This is a genomic window from Variovorax guangxiensis (assembly GCF_003952165.1).
GTDB lineage: Bacteria > Pseudomonadota > Gammaproteobacteria > Burkholderiales > Burkholderiaceae_C > Variovorax > Variovorax guangxiensis.
Genome location: NZ_RXFT01000001.1, coordinates 41,548 through 59,910 on the forward strand (window position 1 = coordinate 41,548; position 18,363 = coordinate 59,910).

The 18,363-nt window shown below is 68.3% G+C and carries 19 protein-coding genes; 11 read left to right on the plus strand and 8 right to left on the minus strand.

Annotated features, from left to right (window positions below; genetic code table 11):
• Positions 1-31: 31 nt before the first annotated feature.
• Entirely contained in the window at positions 32-979 is a 948-nt protein-coding gene (locus EJP67_RS00200; protein ID WP_126018213.1) for a helix-turn-helix domain-containing protein, read from the plus strand.
• Between the two features lie 2 nt (positions 980-981).
• Here EJP67_RS00200 and EJP67_RS00205 read toward each other — a convergent pair whose 3' ends face one another.
• Positions 982-2,211 carry an MFS transporter gene (locus tag EJP67_RS00205; protein ID WP_206169430.1) on the minus strand — a complete coding sequence of 410 codons (1,230 nt, stop codon included), beginning with the start codon at positions 2,209-2,211 and terminating at the stop codon, positions 982-984.
• A 283-nt stretch (positions 2,212-2,494) separates the two neighbouring features.
• Between EJP67_RS00205 and EJP67_RS00210 the strand changes: the two genes are divergently transcribed.
• The 9 genes from EJP67_RS00210 (at position 2,495) to EJP67_RS00250 (ending at position 11,913) form a co-directional block, all read left to right on the plus strand.
• The gene (locus EJP67_RS00210) at positions 2,495-3,739 is read left to right on the plus strand and encodes an ABC transporter substrate-binding protein (RefSeq protein WP_206169450.1); all 1,245 of its coding nucleotides are present in this window, start codon (positions 2,495-2,497) and stop codon (positions 3,737-3,739) included.
• A complete protein-coding gene (locus tag EJP67_RS00215; RefSeq protein WP_126018218.1) occupies positions 3,739-4,632 on the plus strand; it encodes a carbohydrate ABC transporter permease in 894 nt (297 codons plus the stop codon). The genes EJP67_RS00210 and EJP67_RS00215 overlap by 1 nt, the downstream gene beginning before the upstream one ends.
• Positions 4,629-5,480, plus strand: coding sequence for a carbohydrate ABC transporter permease (locus EJP67_RS00220; protein WP_240650451.1), 852 nt, complete (start codon positions 4,629-4,631; stop codon positions 5,478-5,480). Before EJP67_RS00215 ends, EJP67_RS00220 begins: the two co-directional genes overlap by 4 nt.
• A gap of 47 nt (positions 5,481-5,527) precedes the next feature.
• Positions 5,528-6,631: an ABC transporter ATP-binding protein gene (locus EJP67_RS00225; RefSeq protein WP_126018220.1), complete on the plus strand. Its 1,104-nt coding sequence runs from the start codon at positions 5,528-5,530 to the stop codon at positions 6,629-6,631.
• 37 nt (positions 6,632-6,668) lie between these two features.
• Positions 6,669-7,718 carry an NAD(P)-dependent alcohol dehydrogenase gene (locus EJP67_RS00230; protein ID WP_126018222.1) on the plus strand — a complete coding sequence of 350 codons (1,050 nt, stop codon included), beginning with the start codon at positions 6,669-6,671 and terminating at the stop codon, positions 7,716-7,718.
• Positions 7,719-7,832: 114 nt separating this feature from the next.
• On the plus strand, positions 7,833-8,654 hold the full coding sequence (locus EJP67_RS00235) for an SDR family oxidoreductase (protein ID WP_126018224.1): 822 nt from the start codon (positions 7,833-7,835) through the stop codon (positions 8,652-8,654).
• Positions 8,651-9,988 (plus strand): flavin-containing monooxygenase, encoded by a 1,338-nt coding sequence (locus tag EJP67_RS00240; RefSeq protein WP_126018226.1) that lies wholly within the window; start codon positions 8,651-8,653, stop codon positions 9,986-9,988. The genes EJP67_RS00235 and EJP67_RS00240 overlap by 4 nt, the downstream gene beginning before the upstream one ends.
• A gap of 24 nt (positions 9,989-10,012) precedes the next feature.
• The gene (locus EJP67_RS00245) at positions 10,013-10,915 is read left to right on the plus strand and encodes a bile acid:sodium symporter family protein (protein ID WP_126018228.1); all 903 of its coding nucleotides are present in this window, start codon (positions 10,013-10,015) and stop codon (positions 10,913-10,915) included.
• Positions 10,912-11,913: an SDR family oxidoreductase gene (locus EJP67_RS00250; RefSeq protein WP_126018230.1), complete on the plus strand. Its 1,002-nt coding sequence runs from the start codon at positions 10,912-10,914 to the stop codon at positions 11,911-11,913. Before EJP67_RS00245 ends, EJP67_RS00250 begins: the two co-directional genes overlap by 4 nt.
• On the opposite strand, the gene EJP67_RS00255 is transcribed toward EJP67_RS00250, so the two are convergent.
• On the minus strand, positions 11,897-12,808 hold the full coding sequence (locus EJP67_RS00255) for a LysR family transcriptional regulator (RefSeq protein WP_126018232.1): 912 nt from the start codon (positions 12,806-12,808) through the stop codon (positions 11,897-11,899). The two genes, EJP67_RS00250 and EJP67_RS00255, sit on opposite strands and share 17 nt — an antisense overlap.
• Positions 12,809-12,910: 102 nt before the next feature.
• Between EJP67_RS00255 and EJP67_RS00260 the strand changes: the two genes are divergently transcribed.
• Positions 12,911-13,666 carry a sulfite exporter TauE/SafE family protein gene (locus EJP67_RS00260; RefSeq protein WP_126018234.1) on the plus strand — a complete coding sequence of 252 codons (756 nt, stop codon included), beginning with the start codon at positions 12,911-12,913 and terminating at the stop codon, positions 13,664-13,666.
• 17 nt (positions 13,667-13,683) lie between these two features.
• Here the strand turns inward: EJP67_RS00260 and EJP67_RS00265 are convergent, their stop codons facing one another.
• The 6 genes from EJP67_RS00265 to EJP67_RS00290 all read right to left on the minus strand — a co-directional run bounded on the left by EJP67_RS00265 (position 13,684) and on the right by EJP67_RS00290 (position 18,320).
• A complete protein-coding gene (locus EJP67_RS00265) occupies positions 13,684-14,154 on the minus strand; it encodes an NUDIX domain-containing protein (protein WP_126018236.1) in 471 nt (156 codons plus the stop codon).
• 2 nt (positions 14,155-14,156) lie between these two features.
• Positions 14,157-14,606: a GatB/YqeY domain-containing protein gene (locus EJP67_RS00270; protein WP_126018238.1), complete on the minus strand. Its 450-nt coding sequence runs from the start codon at positions 14,604-14,606 to the stop codon at positions 14,157-14,159.
• Between the two features lie 108 nt (positions 14,607-14,714).
• On the minus strand, positions 14,715-14,927 hold the full coding sequence (gene rpsU / locus EJP67_RS00275; protein WP_007833691.1) for a 30S ribosomal protein S21: 213 nt from the start codon (positions 14,925-14,927) through the stop codon (positions 14,715-14,717).
• Between the two features lie 248 nt (positions 14,928-15,175).
• Complete coding sequence (locus EJP67_RS00280) at positions 15,176-16,405, minus strand: BaiN/RdsA family NAD(P)/FAD-dependent oxidoreductase (RefSeq protein ID WP_126018240.1); 1,230 nt, start codon at positions 16,403-16,405, stop codon at positions 15,176-15,178.
• Positions 16,402-17,190 (minus strand): YaeF family permuted papain-like enzyme, encoded by a 789-nt coding sequence (locus tag EJP67_RS00285; RefSeq protein ID WP_126018242.1) that lies wholly within the window; start codon positions 17,188-17,190, stop codon positions 16,402-16,404. Before EJP67_RS00285 ends, EJP67_RS00280 begins: the two co-directional genes overlap by 4 nt.
• A complete protein-coding gene (locus EJP67_RS00290; protein ID WP_126018244.1) occupies positions 17,190-18,320 on the minus strand; it encodes a sterol desaturase family protein in 1,131 nt (376 codons plus the stop codon). The genes EJP67_RS00285 and EJP67_RS00290 overlap by 1 nt, the downstream gene beginning before the upstream one ends.
• Positions 18,321-18,363: the final 43 nt, after the last annotated feature.

The following is an 18,363-nucleotide window of genomic DNA, read 5'->3' on the forward strand; positions in this document are numbered from 1 at the left end:
CGCCGGCCTGCGCGCGAAGGCTAGTCGAACCATGAGGCACAACGCAGCGCGAAAACCCGAACTCGAGCACGAACTGATGCGCGACCCGAGGCTCGGCTTCGAGCCGGCGGGCGGCAGTTCGGTGCGCTGCCTGCAGCACGGCGTGCCCTGGCCATTCGACTGCTGGCACTACCACGACGAATACGAGCTGCAGTGCATCAACCGCAGCAGCGGCGATGCCTTCGTCGGCGACCACATCGGGCGCTTCGAGCCTGGCTACGTGGCGCTGGTGGGCGCCCGGCTGCCCCACACCTGGATCTCGCACGACGTGCCGCCCGAGGGCATCGCCGAGCGCAGCATGGTCATCCACTTCCGCGACGAGCCGCTGCGCAAGGGCACGGACCTGTTCCCCGAGCTGAAGGCGGTGCTGCCGATGCTCGACCGGGCGAAGCTGGGCATCGAGTTCTTCGGCATCGGCGATCTCGTGCGCGAGCGCTTCCAGCGCGTGCAGGGGCAGGAGGGCATGGCGCGGCTGTCGGCCTTCATCGGACTGCTGCACGAGCTGGCCCGCTGGCCCGACTGGCGGCAGATTTCCAGCACTGCGGAGCCGGTGGCCGAGGATCCGAGCGTCAACACGCGCATGCGCCGCGTGCTCGACCACCTCGACCGGCACCTGACGGAGGAACTCTCTCTGCCGGCCGTGTGCGCCGTGGCCAACATGGCCGAGAGCAGCTTCTCGCGCTGGTTCCACAGGCACATGGGCGCCACCTTCACCGACTTCGTCACGCGGCTGCGCGTGGCCAAGGCCTGCGAGATGCTGCAGAAGTCGGACAGGCTGGTGAGCGACATCTGCTACGAGGTGGGCTTCGCGAACCTTGCGAACTTCAACCGCCGCTTCCTGCAGCTCAAGGGCATGACGCCCTCGGTCTACCGGCAGCAGGCGCAGGACCGCTTCGGGCTGCGCACCGCGCAGAACACGCCGCTGACCACCACGGACTGAACTCAGGCGGCCGTGTCTCGCGGCGTCAGGTGCCGGGTCAGCGCCCAGAACAGCAGCGCCGCGCCGCTGACGAGGGCTCCGGCCAGGCAGACGCCGTTCCAGCCCGCATGGGCGTACACCATCGTCGAAGCCATCGATCCGGTGGCGGAGCCGATGGAGTAGAAGATCATGTACCCGGCCGTCAGCCGGCTCTGCGCCTCGGGGCGCACGCGGTAGATCAGGCTCTGGTTGGCCACGTGCACCGACTGCAGGCCGAAGTCGATGACGATCACGCCGATCACCATCGCCCAGATGGACCACGGCAGCATCGCGATGAGCCCCCACGAAAGCAGCATCGCGCTCAGGCCGATGCAGGTGGTGCGCTGCGCGCGGCCTCGGTCCGACTGGCGGCCCGCTCGCGCGGCACCTAGCGCCCCGGCCGCGCCCGCCAGCCCGAACAGGCCCACCTGAGTGTGCGAGAACGAGAAGGGCGGTGCCGTGAGCGGCAGCACCATCGGCGTCAGCAGCATGGTGACGGACATGAAGATCAGCATCGCGAGCACGGCGCGAATGCGCAGCACCGGCTCCTGCGCGAAGAGCGCGAACACCGAGCGGATCAGCCGGGGGTACGAGATGCCCGGCGCGGGCCGCGTGCGCGCGGGCAGCACCATCCACAGCAGCCCGGCGACCACCAGCGTGGCCGCCGCCGAGGCCAGGTACACCGAGCGCCAGCCGAAGAGATCCGACAGCGTGCCCGAGACCGCCCGCGCCAGCAGGATGCCGATGATGATGCCGCTGGTGACGGTACCCACCACGCGGCCGCGCTCACCCGGCGCGGCCATGTTCGCGGCGTAGGCGACCAGCACCTGCGTCACCACGGCCAGCACGCCCACGGCGGCCATCGCCGGCAGCAGCACCGACGCGCTGGGCGCCAGCGCCACGGCCAGCAGCGCGGCCACCGACAGCAGCGACTGCCCGACGATCAGCCGGCGGCGGTCGACGAGGTCGCCCAGCGGAACCACCAGCAGCAGCCCCAGCCCGTAGCCGATCTGCGTGATGGTGATGACGACGCCGACAGTGGCGGGCCGGATGCCGAAGGTGTGCGCCAGCGTGTCCAGCAGCGGCTGCGCGTAGTAGACGTTGGCCACCGCCAGACCGCAGGCAATGGCGAAGAGGAGCGCCAGTGCGCCCGATATCAACGGCGTGTCGCATGGGCGCGCGAAGGTGGCCTGGCATGGCGGCGTGGTGCTCATGATTGCCCTATTTGGTTTCAAATAAAAACTGAAATCGATTCTATCGATGAAGTTTTGAAATACAACCAGGTGGGGTCGAAAGCCCTCGACTCCGGCAAAACCCCAAGCAGGCTGGTCATGAAAATACCAGTGCCCCGGCTCGCGTGTACGCGGCGCCGCGCCGCCGCTGCCTACGCTTCGTTCCACCTGTTTCCGCCGCGATCCGCCGGCAATTCGCGACAGGTTCAAAGGAGACAAAACGATGGCTGTTCAAGAAAACCGGCACCGGCTCAAGGGCTGCGCGATGCTGCTGGCGGCGCTGGCCGCATGGGGCGGCACGGCCCAGGCCCAGCAGGTCTGCAAGGAGGACCTGCGCGTCCTGTCCCAGCCCCGCGACGGGCTGACCCTGCTCGAAAAGTACAAGGACGAGTTCAAGGCCCTGAGCGGCGCCTCGTTCAGCATCGACAACCTCAACGAGAACGACCGCCGCACCAAGACCCGCGCAGACGCCTCGACCGTGGGCAAGTACAACGTGTACTACGTCGACGAGGCCAATGTGCCGCTGTTCGCCCAGTCGAAGTGGATCGTGCCGCTGGCGAAGTACTACCCCGCCGACTACGACTACGCCGACTTCGACCCCGGCCGCCAGAAGGTCGCGACCTTCGACGGCCAGGTCTGGTTCGCGCCGCTCACCGGCGGCGGCGACCTGCTGGTCTACCGCAAGGACCTGCTGGAGAAGGCCGGCATCAAGCCCCCGACCACGCTGGAGGAATTCGCCGAGGCCGCGAAGAAGCTCAACGATCCGGCCAACGGCGTCTACGGCGTGGCGCTGCGCGGCCAGCGCGGCTCCGGCGCCAATGTGTGGCGGTGGATGCCTTTCTTCCGCGGCTACGGCGGCCAGTGGTTCGACGGCGACAAGCCCGTGTTCGACTCGCCCGCGGCCGTGAAGGCCACGCAGACCTATCTCGATCTCTTCAAGTACTCCGCGCCCGGCACCAAGACCGGCGGCTGGGACGAATCCACCGGCGCCTTCCTCGCAGGCAAGGTGGCGATGCTGATCGAGTCGACTCCGCTGGCCGGCAACGCGCTCGACCCGAAGATGTCGACCGTGATCGGCAAGGTCGCCTACCTGCCGCCGCCCACGCCGCTGACCGGCGGCGGCTACGGCCACGGCCTGGCCATCGGCGCCAAGGCCAACAAGACCGAGGAGGCCAAGAAGTGCGCCGGCCTCTTCGTCGCCTGGGCCACCTCGAAGAAGCAGGAGCAGCGCCGCCTCGCCGAAGGCCAGTTCGGCGAACTCAACCGCACCAGCGTGCTGGCTAGCCCCGAGTTCGCCAAGCGCTACGGCGCCGACCTCGGCAAGGCGCTGGCCGACACCGGCAAGGTCACGGCCGTGAACTTCTGGCAGGACCCGGCCTGGCCCGACCTCGGCGACCGCTGGGGGATCATCCTCGAAGAGCTGATCACCGGCTCGCGCACCGACATCAAGGCCGGGCTCGACGAGCTCGACGCCTACGCGAAGCAACTGGTCGCGCGGCGCAAGAAGTAATGACGCTCAGGGAGAAGAAAAAGAAGACGGCGACGGCAACCCGGCTGCCGCTCGTCTTCATCGGGCCCGGCCTGCTGGTGCTTGCAGTGCTGGCGCTGGTGCCCACCCTTTTCGCGATCGGCATCTCGCTGCAGGACCGCGAACTGGGCCAGGCCGACACGGCCTGGGTCTGGCTGTCGAACTACGTCCAGCTCTTTTCCGACCGGCGCTTCCTCAATTCGGTGCGCGTGTCGCTGGTGTGGGAGGTGCTGACCGTCAGTGCCACCATGGGCCTCGCGGTGCTGCTGGGCGTGCTGATGTTCCAGTGCACCACCGCGCGCTGGCGCAACGTGCTGTCGATGCTGTTCATCGTGCCCGTGCTGCTGCCGCGCGTGTCGGCAGCCTTCGTGTGGAAGTTCGCCTTCCACCCGCTGTTCGGCCTGCTGACCTGGCCTTACAAGGCCGTCACCGGAGAACCGCTGGACCTGCTCGCCAGCCCGGTGACCGCGCTGCTGACCGTGGCCTTCGTCGACGTGTGGCAGTGGGGCCTGTTCTTCGCGGTCATCGTGCTGAAGCTGCTCGAAACCCTGCCGCCGCAGCCCTTCGAGGCCGCGCGCATGGACCACGCGAAGACCTGGGAGGTGTACGCCTACGTGGCGCTGCCGATGCTCAAGGCGCCGCTGGTCAGCCTGTGCTTCGTGAAGATGGTGGAGTCGCTGCGCGCCTTCGACCTGATCTACGTGATGACCCGCGGCGGCCCCGGCATCTCGACCGAGACGCTGGACATGTACGCCTTCTCGCAGGGCTTCATCGAGTCGGGCCGCATCTCGTACGCCTCGGGCATGGCGGTGCTGATGATGATCGCCTCGACCGTGGCCTTCACCTACATCTGGAAATGGACGCGGCCGAAATGAGCGCATCCCCCAACAGGAAAACGAAGAAGCTGTCCCTCGGCACGCTGCTCGCGCGGCTGGTGCTGGTCCTGGCCGGGCTCTCGGCGCTGGTGCCGGTGCTGTGGACCTTTCTCAACTCGTTCAAGAACCGGGTCGACATCGTCTCGGCCGTGCCCAGGTTCTTCTTCTCGCCCACGCTGGAGAACTACATCTACGTGCTGAGCCGCGAGGCGGTGGCGCAAGGGCTGCTCAACTCCGTCGTGGTGGTGGGCGCGGCGGTGATCGCGGGCGCGGTGCTCGGGCTGCCTGCGGCCTACGCGCTCGCGCGCTATCCGCTGCGCTGGGCGAACGACATCCAGTTCTTCGTGCTCTCGATGCGCTTCCTGCCGCCGGTGGCGGTGGCCATTCCGCTGATGGTGATCTGGCTGCAACTGGAGCTGTACGACACGCGCTTCGCGCTCATCGTCACCTACACGCTGCTCACGCTTTCCACCGTGATCTGGCTCGCCATTCCCGCCTTCAAGGCGGTACCGAAGGAAGTGGAGGAGGCCGGCCGCGTCGACGGCTACGGCCCCTACGCGATCTTCTTCAAGGTGGCGCTGCCGATCGCCGCGCGCTCGCTGATCGGCGCCATCGCCTTCGGCTTCGTGCTGGTGTGGAACGAGTTCCTCATCGCGCTGATGCTCACCACCTCCGATGCGAAGACGCTGCCCATCGTGGCCTCGGAGCTGAGCCAGCTCGGGCGAGATGTGCCCTGGGGCATCCTGAATGCCTCCGTCATCCTGCTGTCGCTGCCGCCGCTGCTCATGGTCGGCGTGCTCAGCGGCTTCCTCAACGCGGCGTTCAAGCGCAAGCGCGACGCGGCATGAGCCCCGGCGTGCATCACGGCGCACAACCCATTTCCCTGAAGAACGACATGTCCGCAATCAGCTGTCACAACATCATCAAGCGCTACGGCGACACGCAGGTCGTCCACCAGTTCGACCTCGACGTTTCCGACAACGAGTTCGTCGTGTTCCTCGGCCCCTCGGGCTGCGGCAAGTCGACCATCCTGCGCATGCTCGCGGGCCTGGAAGACATCTCCGGCGGCGACCTCATGATCGGCGGCCAGCGGGTGAACGACCTGCCGCCGCAGGAGCGCGGCATCGCGATGGTGTTCCAGAACTACGCGCTCTATCCGCACATGAGCGTGCGCGACAACATCGCCTTCGGCCTCAAGCGGCTGAAGGTGCCCAAGGCCGAGATCGACACGCGCATCAAGGAGGTGTCGGACACGCTGGGGCTGGAGCGCTACCTGCAGCGCAAGCCCACCGAGCTCTCGGGCGGTCAGCAGCAGCGCGTGGCGATCGCGCGGGCGATGATCAAGACGCCGAAGGTGTTCCTCTTCGACGAGCCGCTGTCGAACCTCGACGCCAAGCTGCGCAACCACATGCGCATCGAGATCGCCCGCCTGCACCAGGCGCTGAAGACCACCACCGTCTACGTGACCCACGACCAGCACGAGGCGATGACGCTGGCCGACCGCATCGTGCTGCTGCGAGACGGGCGCATCGAGCAGGTCGGCTCGCCGCGCGAGATCTTCGAGCGGCCGCGCTCGGCCTTCGTGGCGGGTTTCATCGGCACGCCGCCGATGAATCTGGTGGAGATGAAGGTGCGCGATGCCGGCGGCCATTTCGAGCTGACGGGCCGCGAGGGCACGGTGCGCGTGGACCCGCGGCGTTTCGCGCTGGAGGGCCGCGAGCGCGTGACGCTGGGCATCCGGCCCGCGCACATGCAGGCCGATGCGCAGGACGGCCGCGACGCAGGCTTTGCCGGGGAGGTCCAACTCATCGAGTACCTCGGCAACGAGGTGCTGGTGAGCTTCGGCCAGGGCGAGGGCGAGATCGCGGCGCTCATGCCTTCGGCGGACTGCCCCAGGCTGCGCGAGCGTGTGCGCTTCGTGGCCGATCCGGCGCAGGTGCACCTGTTCGACATCGAGTCCGGTGCCTCGCTGCTGCGCGCGGACACCCCATTGCATTGATCCCATACCGACAACACTCATTCAAGGACTCGAGAACATGAAGGCACTGGTTCTGGAAAAAGCACACGAGCTCAAGCTGCGCGAGCTCGACATCCCGCTTCACGTGGGACCGCGCGACGCGAAGATCCGCATGCACACCGTGGGCGTGTGCGGCAGCGACGTGCACTACTACCAGCACGGCGGCATCGGCCCCTACGTGGTGGAAGATCCGATGGTCCTCGGCCACGAAGCCTCGGGCACGGTGGTCGAGGTGGGCGCCGAGGTCACGAACCTCAAGCCCGGCGACCGCGTGTGCATGGAGCCCGGCATCCCGGCGGCCGATTCGCGCGCCACGCTGGAAGGCATCTACAACCTCGACCCGGCCGTGCGCTTCTGGGCCACGCCGCCCATCCACGGCTGCCTCACGCCCTACGTGGTGCACCCGGCGGCCTTCACCTTCCGGCTGCCCGACAACGTGAGCTTCGGCGAGGGCGCCATCGTCGAGCCGCTGTCGATCGGCCTGCAGGCCGCGAAGAAGGCGGCGCTGAAGCCGGGCGACGTGGCCGTGGTCGTCGGCGCCGGCACCATCGGCGCGATGACGGCGCTGGCGGCGCTCGCGGGCGGCGCGGCGCGTGTGATCCTCGCGGACCTCGTGCCCGAGAAGCTGGCGCTCTTCGACAGCAACCCGGCGGTGACGACCGTCGACGTGCGCGGCACCGACCTCGCCGAGGCCGTGAAGTCGCTCACCGACGGCTGGGGCGCCAACGTGGTCTTCGAGGCCAGCGGCAGCGCGCGCGCCTTCGAGGGCATCGTCGACCTGCTGTGCCCCGGCGGATGCCTGGTGCTGGTGGGCATGCCCGGCGGCAAGGTGCCGATGGACATCGTCGCGATCCAGTCGAAGGAAGTCCGCATCGAGTCGGTGTTCCGCTACGCCAACATCTTCCCGCGCGCGCTGGCGCTGATCGCCTCGGGGCAGGTCGACGTCAAGCCCTTCATCTCGCGCACCTTCGCGTTCACCGATGGCGTGCGGGCCTTCGAGGAAGCGGCGGCGGGGCGCGCGGGCGACGTGAAGATCCAGATCGAGTTTCCGCAGGGCGCAGAAGCCTGACGCATTCCTGAAGCCCCGTTCCGGCAGCCGCCGGGGCAAGGGGAAATGCCGGGGGGCGCGGCACGCATGCGCGGCTACAGTGGCCGGGTTTTGCCACCCGGAGACCGCGAGCCGATGCCCCTGCAGTTTCGCAACGTAGTCCTCACAGGCGCCTGCGGCGGCCTGGGCCAGGCGCTTGCACGCGAGCTGATTGAACGAGGAGCGCAGGTTGCGCTGGCAGGGCTCGATGCCGGAAAACTGGAAGCACTGGCCGCGCTGGCACCCGGGCGCTGCGCGGTCTACACGCCCGACGTGTCGAACGGGCCGCAGATGCAGGCCCTGGCCGCCGACTGGATGGCCAGGGCCGGCGTGCCCGACCTGGTGATCGCCAATGCCGGCGTCGCCGGCGGCTACAACACCGCCCAGGCCGACGACCTGGCCGTGTTCCGCCGCATGCTCGAAATCAACCTGCTGGGCGCGGCCACCACCTTCCAGCCTTTCGTCGCCGCGATGTGCGCGCAGCGGCGCGGCGCGCTCGTCGGCATGGCCAGCATCGCCGGCTGGCGCGGCATGCCGGGCAACGGCGCGTACTGCGCGAGCAAGGCCGGCCTGATCCGCTACCTTGAAAGCCTGCGCGCCGAGTTGCGAGAGACGGGGCTCACGGTGCACACGGTCAGCCCGGGCTACATCCGCACCGCGCTCACCGCCGGCAACCGCTTCGCGATGCCGGGGCTGCTCGAAGCCGACGATGCCGCGCACCGGCTGCTCGTTGCGGTGGGGGCGGGGCGCGAGAAGATCGTGCTGCCGCGCCGCATCGGCTGGCTGTCGAAGGCGCTCGACCTGCTGCCGGAGAAACTGCACGACCGCCTGCTGCGCGGCCAGCCGCGCAAGCCGCGCGTGGGCGAGGCGGGCGCCACTGCAATTCCCGGACTTCCCAAGGAGCCTCCGACCCGATGACGACGCCGAACGACGCCGTACCCACCCACGAACAGATCGCGCTGATCGGCGCCGGCCCCTCCGGCCTTGCCGGCGCACGCAACCTGCAGAAGCACGGCGTGCCGTTCCAGGGCTTCGAGGCGCATGGCGACGTGGGCGGGCTGTGGGACATCTCCAACCCGCGCTCCACGGTCTATCACTCCGCGCACCTGATCTCGAGCAAGCGCACCACCGAGTTCAGCGAGTTCCCGATGGCCGACACGGTGGCCGACTACCCGAGCCACCGCGAACTGCGCCGCTACTTCAGCGACTTCGCCGACCGCTTCGGGCTGCGCGAGCACTTCCGCTTCAACACGCGCGTGCTGCGCGTCGAGCCGGTGAGCGATTCGCCCGGCACGCGCTGGCTCGTGACCGCCGAGGATGCCGAAGGCACCATCGAGACGGCCGAGTACAGGGGCGTGATCATCGCCAACGGCACGCTCGCCGAGCCCAAGCGGCCCAGCTTCGACGGCCACTTCGACGGCGAGCTGCTGCACACCAGCGACTACAAGCACCCGGAGCTCTTCAAGGACAAGCGCGTGCTGATCGTCGGCGCGGGCAACTCGGGCTGCGACATCGCGGTCGATGCCGTGCACTACGCGAGGAGCGTCGACATCTCTGTGCGGCGCGGCTACTACTTCGTGCCCAAGTACGTCTTCGGCAAGCCGGCCGACACGCTGGGCGGCAAGCGCCCGCTGCCGCCATGGCTCAAGCAGCGCATCGACTCGACGGTGCTCAAGTGGTTCACCGGCGATCCGGTGCGCTTCGGCTTCCCGAAGCCCGACTACCGGATGTACGAGTCGCACCCCATCGTGAACTCGCTGGTGCTGCACCACGTGGGCCACGGCGACATCGGCGTGCGCGGCGACATCGCTCGGCTCGACGGGCATACGGTGCACTTCAAGGACGGCGGCGCGCGCGACTACGACCTGATCCTCGCTGCCACCGGCTACGCGCTGCACTATCCCTTCATCGACCGCGAACTACTCAACTGGCAGGGCATGGCGCCGCGGCTGTACCTGAACATCTTCTCGCCGCGCTTCGAGAACATCGCGGTGCTCGGGATGATCGAGGCCAGCGGCATCGGCTGGCAGGGCCGCTACGAGCAGGCCGAGCTGGTGGCGCGCTACTTCCGCGCGCAGGCGAGCGGTTCGCCGAAGGCAGCCGCCTTGCGGGCCGCTGCGCAGGGGCCGGCGCCCGACCTGTCGGGCGGCTTCAAGTACCTGCAGCTGGAGCGCATGGCGTACTACGTGCACAAGGACACCTATCGCGCGGCCGTGCGCAACGCCGCCGCGGCGCTGGCCGATCCCACCTGAAGAAAAACGAAGGAGGCCCTCCGCATGCTGCCTGTCGACGAGATACGCCTGCATTTCAATCCGGCCTCGCTGGTGCTGCTCAACGTGGTGCTGGGCTTTTTGATGTTCGGCATCGCGCTGGACACGCGCATCGAGGACTTCAGGCGCGTGGCGCGCATGCCCGGTGCGATGGCCGTGGGCATCGGCGCGCAGTTCATCGTGCTGCCGGCGGTGACCTACGTGCTCACGCTGATCCTCAAGCCGGGTCCGAGCATCGCGCTGGGCATGATCCTGGTGGCCTGCTGCCCGCCGGGGAACATTTCGCAGATCCTCACGCACCGCGCGGGCGGCAACGTGGCGCTGTCGGTGTCGATGACGGCGATCTCGAACGCGATCTCCATCGTGGTGATGCCGCTGAACTTCGCCTTCTGGGGCGGCCTGCATCCGACGGCCTCGGCGCTGTTGAAGACCATCGCGCTCGATCCGCTGGACATGCTGGGGCACATCGTGGCGATCATCGGCATTCCCTTCGTGCTGGGCGTGGCCTGCGCGCACAGGCTGCCGGCGCTCACGGCGCGCATCAAGAAGCCGGTGGGCGTGCTGAGTTTTATCGCGCTGATCGTGTTCATCATCGGCGCCATCGCGGGCAACTGGCGCTTCTTCCTCGACTACGTGGGGCTGGTGCTGCTGGCGGTGGTGATCCACGACGCGCTGGCCTTCGGAACGGGATACCTCTGCGCGCGGCTTTCGGGGTTGGGCGACTACGACCGGCGCGCGGTGTCCATCGAGGTGGGCATCCGCAACTCGGGGCTCGGGCTGGTGCTGATCTTCAGCTTCTTCGGCGGGCTCGGCGGCATGGCCGTGGTGGCGGGCGTATGGGGCTTCTGGGACATCATCGCGGGCCTCGCGCTGGCGAGCTGGTGGGGGCGCAAGCCCGCGAAGCCATGAGCGGCGGCGAAGGCATCGTGGCGCGTCGCGTGCTGGTGACCGGGGCCGACGGCTTCCTGGGGCGCAGCCTGCTCGCCACCCTGGCGCAGCAGGGCACGCTGGAGGCGCTGGTCGCGGTCGACGTGCGCGAAGTGCCGCCGGACCGGCAGCTCATGGGCGTCACCTACCGGCAGCTGGACGTACGCGATTCGCGCATCGCCGAGACCATCGCCGACCACGCCATCGACACGGTGGTGCACCTCGCTTCCATCGTCACGCCCGGCAAGGATTCGAACCGCGCCTTCGAGCATTCGGTGGACGTGGGCGGCACACGCAATGTGCTCGACGCCAGCGTGGCGAACGGTGTGCGGCACATCGTGGTGTCGTCCAGTGGTGCGGCGTACGGCTACCACGCGGACAACCCGGCGTGGATCACCGAGTTGCAGCCGCTGCGCGGCAACGCGGTGTTCGCGTACGCCGACCACAAGCGGCAGGTGGAGGAGATGCTCGCCGACTACCGCCAGCGGCATCCGTCGCTGGCGCAGACGGTGCTGCGCATCGGCACCATCCTCGGCGAGCGGGTGGACAACCAGATCACGGCGCTGTTCGAGAAGAAGCGGCTCATCGCGATACGCGGCAGCGCGAGCCCCTTCGTCTTCATCTGGGACGAGGACGTGACCGGCGCCATCGCGCATGCGCTCGGCGGTGCGCCGCCCGGTTGCTACAACCTCGCGGGCGACGGCGCGCTGGGCATCCACGAGATCGCTTCGCGCCTCGGCAAGAGCGCGGTCGACTGGCCGGCCGGCGTGCTGAAAACCGCGCTGGCGGTGGGCTCGGCGCTGGGGGTGAGCCGCTACGGGCCGGAGCAGCTCGACTTCCTGCGCTACCGGCCGGTGCTGCTCAACACCGCGCTGAAGGAGCGCTTCGGCTACTTGCCACGAAAGACCAGCAGCGAAGCCTTCGACGCCTTCGTGGCGGCGCGGGCGCGGCTGGGGCGGCCGGTCACTGCAGCTTCCTGACCTCGTCGGGAGGCGGCGCGACCAGGTAATCGAGCATGCGCCGCGCGTTGAGCGGCAGGTCTTCCGACGAGCGCACGCAGGCCATCAGCGTGCGCTCGGCCCACGCGTCGGCGAGCGAGGCGCGCGCGATCTTCATCGAGCGGGCGCAGCGCTCGGCGGCAGTCTGCGGAACGATGCCGACGCCGATGCCGTACTCGACCATCCGGCAGACCGCCTCGAAGTTGCGCACGCGCACGCGGTAGGCCAGGTGCCTGCCCAAGGCGCGCACGTGCTGGGTGATCAGCTGCTGCAGCGCGCTGTCGGCGGGCAGGCCGACGAATTCGCTGTCGACCACCTCGGCCAGCTTCAGTCGGCGCCGGGTGGCCAGTGCGTGGCCGCGCGGCATCACGAGCACGAGGTCGTCGCGGCGGAAGGGATGGCATTCGAGGCCCTCGCTGTCGATGGCGTCGGAGACGATGCCGATGTCGCACAGGCCGGCGCGCAAGGCTTCCACCGTGTCGGGGCTGGGGCGTTCTTCCAGGTCGACCGAGATGCGTGGATGCTCGGCGAGGAAGCGGCTCAGCACCTCGGGCAGGTGCTCGGTCAGCGCCGAGGTGCCGCACATGAAGCGCACGTGGCCCTTGAGGCCCTGGCCGTATTCGCCGAGTTCGCCGCGCAGGCGCTCCATCTGCTGGAGCACGACGCGCGCATGGTGCAGCAGCGTGCGGCCGGCCTCGGTGGGCTTCACGCCCTGTGCGTGGCGCGTGAGCAGGGGGCTGCCGAGGGCGTCTTCCATGCCGCGCACCCGCTGGCTGGCGGAGGCCAGCGTCATGTGCGAGCGCCCGGCGCCGGCGGTGAGGCTGCCGGCCTCGACGACGTGGATGAAGAGCCGCAGGTCGGTGAGGTCGAATCGCATGGTTGGGCGGAGTGTGCACCAGGAGCCTCAGCCTGAGACTGAGGCCTGCTTCGCGAATCCCGCATTTGCGGCGGCGGGCTTCGTTGGCAGAGTCGGCGTCCGATGACGCATCCGATCGACGCAACCGCTTTCTGGGCCGCCGCCACGGCCGTGTACCTGCTGGCCGGAGTGATCAAGGGCGTGGTCGGCCTCGGGCTGCCGACGGTGTCGATGGCGCTGCTCGCGCTGTGGATGTCGCCGGCGCAGGCGGCTGCGCTGCTGATCGTGCCCTCGCTGGTCACCAACATCTGGCAGACCGGGCCCCGCGCGACCTTCATGCCGGTGCTTCGGCGCATCGGCGGCATGCAGGTAGGGGTGGTAGTCGGCACGTTGGCGGGGGCACTATGGCTGGGCGTGCCGGCGGGTGCCTGGGCTTCTTTCGCGCTTGGGGTGGCGCTGGTCGTCTATGCGCTCTGGGGGCTGTCCGGGCGGCAGCTGCATGTGAGCGACTCGCAGGCGCGCTGGATCGGGCCGCTGGTGGGCGTGGTCACCGGGCTGGTGACGGCGGTGACGGGGGTGTTCGCGGTGCCGGCGGTGCCGTACCTGCAGGCGCTGGGGTTCCAGCGCGATTCGCTGATACAGGCGATGGGGATCTCGTTCACCACCTCGACGGTGGTGCTGGCCATCGGGCTGGCCGGGAACGGCGGGTATCCGGTGTCGGCGATCGGAGGCTCGATCGCGATGCTGGCGCCGGCCATCGGCGGCATGGTGCTCGGGGCCTGGCTGCGCAAGCGGCTGTCGGTGGCGGTGTTCCGGCGCTGCTTCCTGATCGGGCTGGCGCTGCTGGGGCTCTACATGGCCGTGCGGGCCGCGGCCTGATGAGGCGCTTCTTCCAGTCAGGCCGCGAGCACCAGGGCGGCGCGCACGCGCTCGATGGTCTGGCGATAGGGCAGGGCGAAGTCGTCTAGCGCGTCGCCGGCATCGAGCCAGCTGAAGAGGAACACCAGGCCCTCTTCCTCGGGGCTGCCCGTGGCCGTGTGGGTGAAGCTCTCGGGCAGGGCGCTCTCGGCGCGCATCAGGAACAGGTGCCACAGCTGCGGGTGGCGATGCGTGTTGCCTTCGACACCGGCTTCGCATTCGCGCTCCAGCGTGCCCAGCGACTGCAGCTCGCCGGCGTAGTCGATGCCGGATTCCTCGAGCAGCTCACGGCGAACCGCCACTTCGGGCGATTCGCCGGGCTCGATGGTGCCCTTGGGAAGCTGCATGTTGCCATCCTCGGGATGGCGGAACACCAGCAGCCGGCCCCGTGCGTCGATCAGGCAGGCGCAGGCCTTGGGGATGGTGACGCTCGGGCTGCCGGCGTTCATGCTCAGGCGCCCGTCAGAGCGGCCTTGACCGCTGCGCTGACCTGGCCCATGTCGGCCTTGCCGGCCAGGCGGGTCTTGACCACGCCCATCACCTTGCCCATGTCGCCCGGGCCCTTGGCGCCCAGCTCGGCCACGATGGCCTTCACCTCGGCGGCGACCTCGTCGGCGCCCATGCGCTGGGGCAGGTAGACCTCCAGCACCTTGATCTCGGCGGCTTCCTTGTCGGCGAGGTCGGTGCGGCCGCCGGTGGTGAAGGCGGCGATGGAGTCCTTGCGCTGCTTGACCATCTTGTCGACGATGGCGACCACCATGGTGTCGTCGAGCTCCACGCGCTCGTCGACTTCCTTCTGCTTCATCGCGGCCAGCAGCAGGCGGATGGTGGCCAGGCGCTCGGAGTCCTTGGCGCGCATCGCCGTCTTCATGTCTTCGTTGATCTGTGCTTTGAGAGTCATTCGGCAACCTTTCGGAAAAAACAAAGCCGCGGCAGGTTTCCCTGGCGCGGCTGAGGCAACGAGGCGACCGGGCCGACTTTCGTCTGGGGCCCGCCGCCCGGGTGTCGCTTAGTACAGCTTCTTGGGCAGCTGCATGCTGCGCACGCGCTTGTAGTGGCGCTTGACCGCGGCTGCCTTCTTGCGCTTGCGCTCGGCGGTCGGCTTTTCGTAGAACTCGCGGGCACGCAGGTCGGTCAGCAGGCCGAGCTTTTCGATGGTGCGCTTGAAACGGCGCAGTGCGACGTCGAAGGGCTCGTTTTCTTTAACGCGGATGGTGGTCATTGATGAATCGTTGAAATGAATTTGGCCTGGAGAGATCGAGGCCCCAAGCCGGGGTTCCTCAACTGAAAACTTTTGCGGCCGTTGAGGGGAGGCCAGAGTTAGCCAGCGATTATAGCACTCCCCCAGGCGGAAATGGCACTCCCCCAGGCTGCGCGCACTTCGTGTCGCTTCGCCAACCCCCTCGCCGGGGGCGACACCTGAGGCCCGGCAAAGCCGGTTCCTCGGTGTCTCTGAAGGGGGCGAGAAGGTCAGAGAGCCTGGGCGCATGCATGCGCGCTCGCCCAGGCCCACTGGAAGTTGTAACCGCCGAGCCAGCCCGTCACGTCGACCACTTCGCCGATGAAATACAGGCCCGGCTGCTTCGATTCCATGGTCTGCGACGACAGGTCGCGGGTGTCGACGCCGCCGGCCGTGACTTCGGCCTTTTTGTAACCTTCTGTCCCGCTGGGGACGATCTGCCAGCGCGCGATGCGCTCCGAAAGCGCGGCCAGCGCCTTGTCGGCCGCCTCGTTCACCGGCCGCTGCAGGGCAGGGTCCTGCCCGACCCAGGCATCGGCCAGCCGCGAGGGCACCAGCGCGGCCAGCTCGTTGGCGATGCGTTTCTTCGACCGCAGTTTCGCCTCGCCCAGCGCCTCGGCCACGTTCACGCCGGGGGCGAAATCGAGGGTCAGCGGGGCGCCGGGCTTCCAGTAGCTCGAAATCTGCAGCACCGCCGGACCGGAAAGGCCCCGGTGGGTGAAGAGCAGGTCTTCGAGGAAGGCTGTCTTTTCCTTCTTCGCGCCGGTCTCGATGCGCACCGGCAGCGCCAGGCCAGCCAGTTCGGCATACGGCGCCCAGGCGTCGCCGCCGAAGGTCAGCGGCACCAGCGCGGGCCGGGGCGTGACCATCCGCAGCCCGAATTGCTCGGCGATGCGGTAGCCGAAGTCGCTGGCGCCGATCTGCGGGATCGACAGGCCGCCGGTGGCGACCACGATCTTCGGCGTATCGACCGGCCCCCGATTGCTCTCGATTCGATAGCTGCCGGCTCCCGCCCCATCTGCATTACCGGCGGAAAATGCAATTTCGCCGATCCTGCACGGCTGCCAGCGCTCGACCCCGCCCGCCTCGCATTCGGCCAGCAGCATGTCGACGATCTGCTGCGACGAGCCGTCGCAGAAAAGCTGCCCCTTGTGCTTCTCGTGGAAGGCGATCCCGTGCTTCTGCACCAGCTCGATGAACTGCTGCGGCGCATAGCGCGATAGCGCCGAGCGGCAGAAATTCGGGTTGTCGCTGATGAAGTGCCGCTGCGGCGCGCGCACGTCGAGGTCGCGGTTCGTGAAGTTGGCGCGTCCGCCACCCGAGATGCGGATCTTCTCGCCCACCTTCTCGCTGTGGTCCACCACCAGCACCTTCAGCCCGCGCTGGCCCGCCACGCCGGCGCAGAAGAGGCCCGCGGCCCCGGCGCCGATCACGACGACGTCGAACTCCGCCGCGCTCAAGGTCCATCGGCCGCGAGCAGCGGCGGCGGGTTGTATTTCAGGTGGCCCACGTAGCGCAGCGGCTGCGTGGCGGCGATGGAGGGCACGTCGCCCTCGCGCATGTGCAGCAGGTCGGCCGGGCTCACCCAGCGCGGGTCGGCGTTGGTGATCGGCATGCCTGCCTGGCGGTAGGCCTCCAGCACGAACTGCGAGCAGAAGAACTGGTCGTCGCGGCTCGCGCCCAACTGCACCATGGCCAAGCCGCTCATGCAGTAGTGGCTGACGGCGGTGGGCACCAGCGGCAGTTCGCACAGGCGCCGGTTCAGCACGAAGGGCGCGTTCAGCAGCACGCCCACGGTGTTGTAGCTGGTGCCGACCTGCGACAGCGCCCATTCGCGCATGCGGGCGGCGCTCGTGTCGTCCACGCCGGGCACGCGGAAGGCCACGACCATCTGTTCCTCGTCGACCACCTCCGAAAGCGGCCGCGCGCGCACGCCCGTGCCCACGGCCTCGGCGATCTGGCCGTTGCCCAGGTACAGCACCGCGTGGCTCACCGGCGAGAAGGTGCCCAGCCGGATGCCGAAGGAGTTCACTGTGGCGATGGAGGTCAGCAGGATGTCGCCCGGCGCCAGCGCGTCGGCGGCGATGAGCTCGCCGCCGTTGCCCGGCGCGATGACCGAGCTCTGCACGCGCAGGCGCAGCCCGTTGTCCTTGGTCGGCAGGTCGAGCCGTGTGGCGCAGGCCGACAGCAGCAGGGCGGCGCCCGCGGCAACGATGGCCGCGGCGGAACGGAAAGCGATGCGCATCAGCCCTTCCAGACGAACGGGAACTTCAGCTGCTTGAAGAATCCGTTGGGCACGTAGTCGCCCAGCACGCCGTACTTCTCGGGCCAGAGCTTGGTGCTCTTCACGGCGGTGCCGAAGATGTAGTCGAGAAAGGCGTAGTGCGCCGCGTAGTTCTTGTCGAGCGCCTCCTGGTCCTGGCTGTGGTGCCAGTGGTGGAAGTTGGGCGTCACGATCAGGTAGCGCAGCGGGCCGAGCCGCACGCTCACGTTGCAGTGGTTGAACACCGCCTGGAAGCCCACCACCACGATGTAGGCGTCGATCACGTCCTTGCTGAAGCCCAGCACGTAGATGGGCGCCAGCACCAGCGTGCGCGTGATCAGCAGCTCCAGGATGTGCTGGCGCGAGCCGGCCATCCAGTCCATGCTCTTCACGCTGTGGTGCACCGCGTGCAGGCGCCACAGCACGGGCACCTCGTGGTAGGCGCGGTGCGTCCAGTACTGCACCAGGTCGGCCACCAGGATGATCAGCAGCAGCCCCGCCCAGAACGGCAGGTTGCTCACCCAGCCCCGGATGCCGTCGTTGGCCGCCCAGCCGAAGAGCTTGTGCACCATCAGGTTGGTGGCCAGCAGCACGAAGCCCACGATCATGTGGTTCACCACGAAATGGTGGAAGTCGGTCTGCCACTCCTCGCGGAACACCGGCTGGTCCTTGCGCAGCGCGAACAGCTTTTCGATGAAGATGAAGATCAGCGATGAGCCCAGCAGGTCGAGGATGAACCAGTCGAGCCCGATGTAGGGCGTGTTGTCCGCGAAGTCGTGCACCGGCACCTTGTGCCCGCCCAGCAGCGCCGAGGCCGCCACCAGCAGGAACGCGGCCGAGGAGAGCCAGCGCGAGCGGTTGAAGATGATGTTGACCAGCGAGAGCCCGCCCGAGACGACCAGCGCCACCAGCAGGATCATGCGCATCACGTCGACGTTGTAGCTCTTGCGCAACTCCGGCGTCGTGAGGTACTGCGGGAAGTGAAAGGCCAGCACGCCCAGGAAGCACAGGATGGCCAGGCTCAGTGCGATGGTGCCGGTGACCAGTCCCTGTCCGCGGCGCAGCTCGCCGTGGTTCTGGGTGAATTCGTTGAGCTTGTCGATGTCCAGCATGCCCCGCCTCTCTCTCTCTTCTTGACTTTTGTGGGTGCGCGAT

Excerpts from the sequence above, each read along its gene's own strand:
- EJP67_RS00230 (WP_126018222.1), top strand. The coding sequence starts at position 6,669 with ATGAAGGCACTGGTTCTGGAAAAAGCACACGAGCTCAAGCTGCGCGAG.
- EJP67_RS00245 (WP_126018228.1), top strand. The coding sequence starts at position 10,013 with ATGCTGCCTGTCGACGAGATACGCCTGCATTTCAATCCGGCCTCGCTG.
- EJP67_RS00225 (WP_126018220.1), top strand. The coding sequence starts at position 5,528 with ATGTCCGCAATCAGCTGTCACAACATCATCAAGCGCTACGGCGACACG.
- rpsU (WP_007833691.1), bottom strand. The coding sequence starts at position 14,927 with ATGACCACCATCCGCGTTAAAGAAAACGAGCCCTTCGACGTCGCACTG.
- EJP67_RS00285 (WP_126018242.1), bottom strand. The coding sequence starts at position 17,190 with ATGCGCATCGCTTTCCGTTCCGCCGCGGCCATCGTTGCCGCGGGCGCC.
- EJP67_RS00255 (WP_126018232.1), bottom strand. The coding sequence starts at position 12,808 with ATGCGATTCGACCTCACCGACCTGCGGCTCTTCATCCACGTCGTCGAG.
- EJP67_RS00235 (WP_126018224.1), top strand. The coding sequence starts at position 7,833 with ATGCCCCTGCAGTTTCGCAACGTAGTCCTCACAGGCGCCTGCGGCGGC.
- EJP67_RS00215 (WP_126018218.1), top strand. The coding sequence starts at position 3,739 with ATGACGCTCAGGGAGAAGAAAAAGAAGACGGCGACGGCAACCCGGCTG.
- EJP67_RS00260 (WP_126018234.1), top strand. The coding sequence starts at position 12,911 with ATGACGCATCCGATCGACGCAACCGCTTTCTGGGCCGCCGCCACGGCC.
- EJP67_RS00240 (WP_126018226.1), top strand. The coding sequence starts at position 8,651 with ATGACGACGCCGAACGACGCCGTACCCACCCACGAACAGATCGCGCTG.
- EJP67_RS00265 (WP_126018236.1), bottom strand. The coding sequence starts at position 14,154 with ATGAACGCCGGCAGCCCGAGCGTCACCATCCCCAAGGCCTGCGCCTGC.
- EJP67_RS00250 (WP_126018230.1), top strand. The coding sequence starts at position 10,912 with ATGAGCGGCGGCGAAGGCATCGTGGCGCGTCGCGTGCTGGTGACCGGG.
- EJP67_RS00270 (WP_126018238.1), bottom strand. The coding sequence starts at position 14,606 with ATGACTCTCAAAGCACAGATCAACGAAGACATGAAGACGGCGATGCGC.
- EJP67_RS00220 (WP_240650451.1), top strand. The coding sequence starts at position 4,629 with ATGAGCGCATCCCCCAACAGGAAAACGAAGAAGCTGTCCCTCGGCACG.
- EJP67_RS00205 (WP_206169430.1), bottom strand. The coding sequence starts at position 2,211 with ATGAGCACCACGCCGCCATGCCAGGCCACCTTCGCGCGCCCATGCGAC.
- EJP67_RS00200 (WP_126018213.1), top strand. The coding sequence starts at position 32 with ATGAGGCACAACGCAGCGCGAAAACCCGAACTCGAGCACGAACTGATG.
- EJP67_RS00290 (WP_126018244.1), bottom strand. The coding sequence starts at position 18,320 with ATGCTGGACATCGACAAGCTCAACGAATTCACCCAGAACCACGGCGAG.
- EJP67_RS00210 (WP_206169450.1), top strand. The coding sequence starts at position 2,495 with ATGCTGCTGGCGGCGCTGGCCGCATGGGGCGGCACGGCCCAGGCCCAG.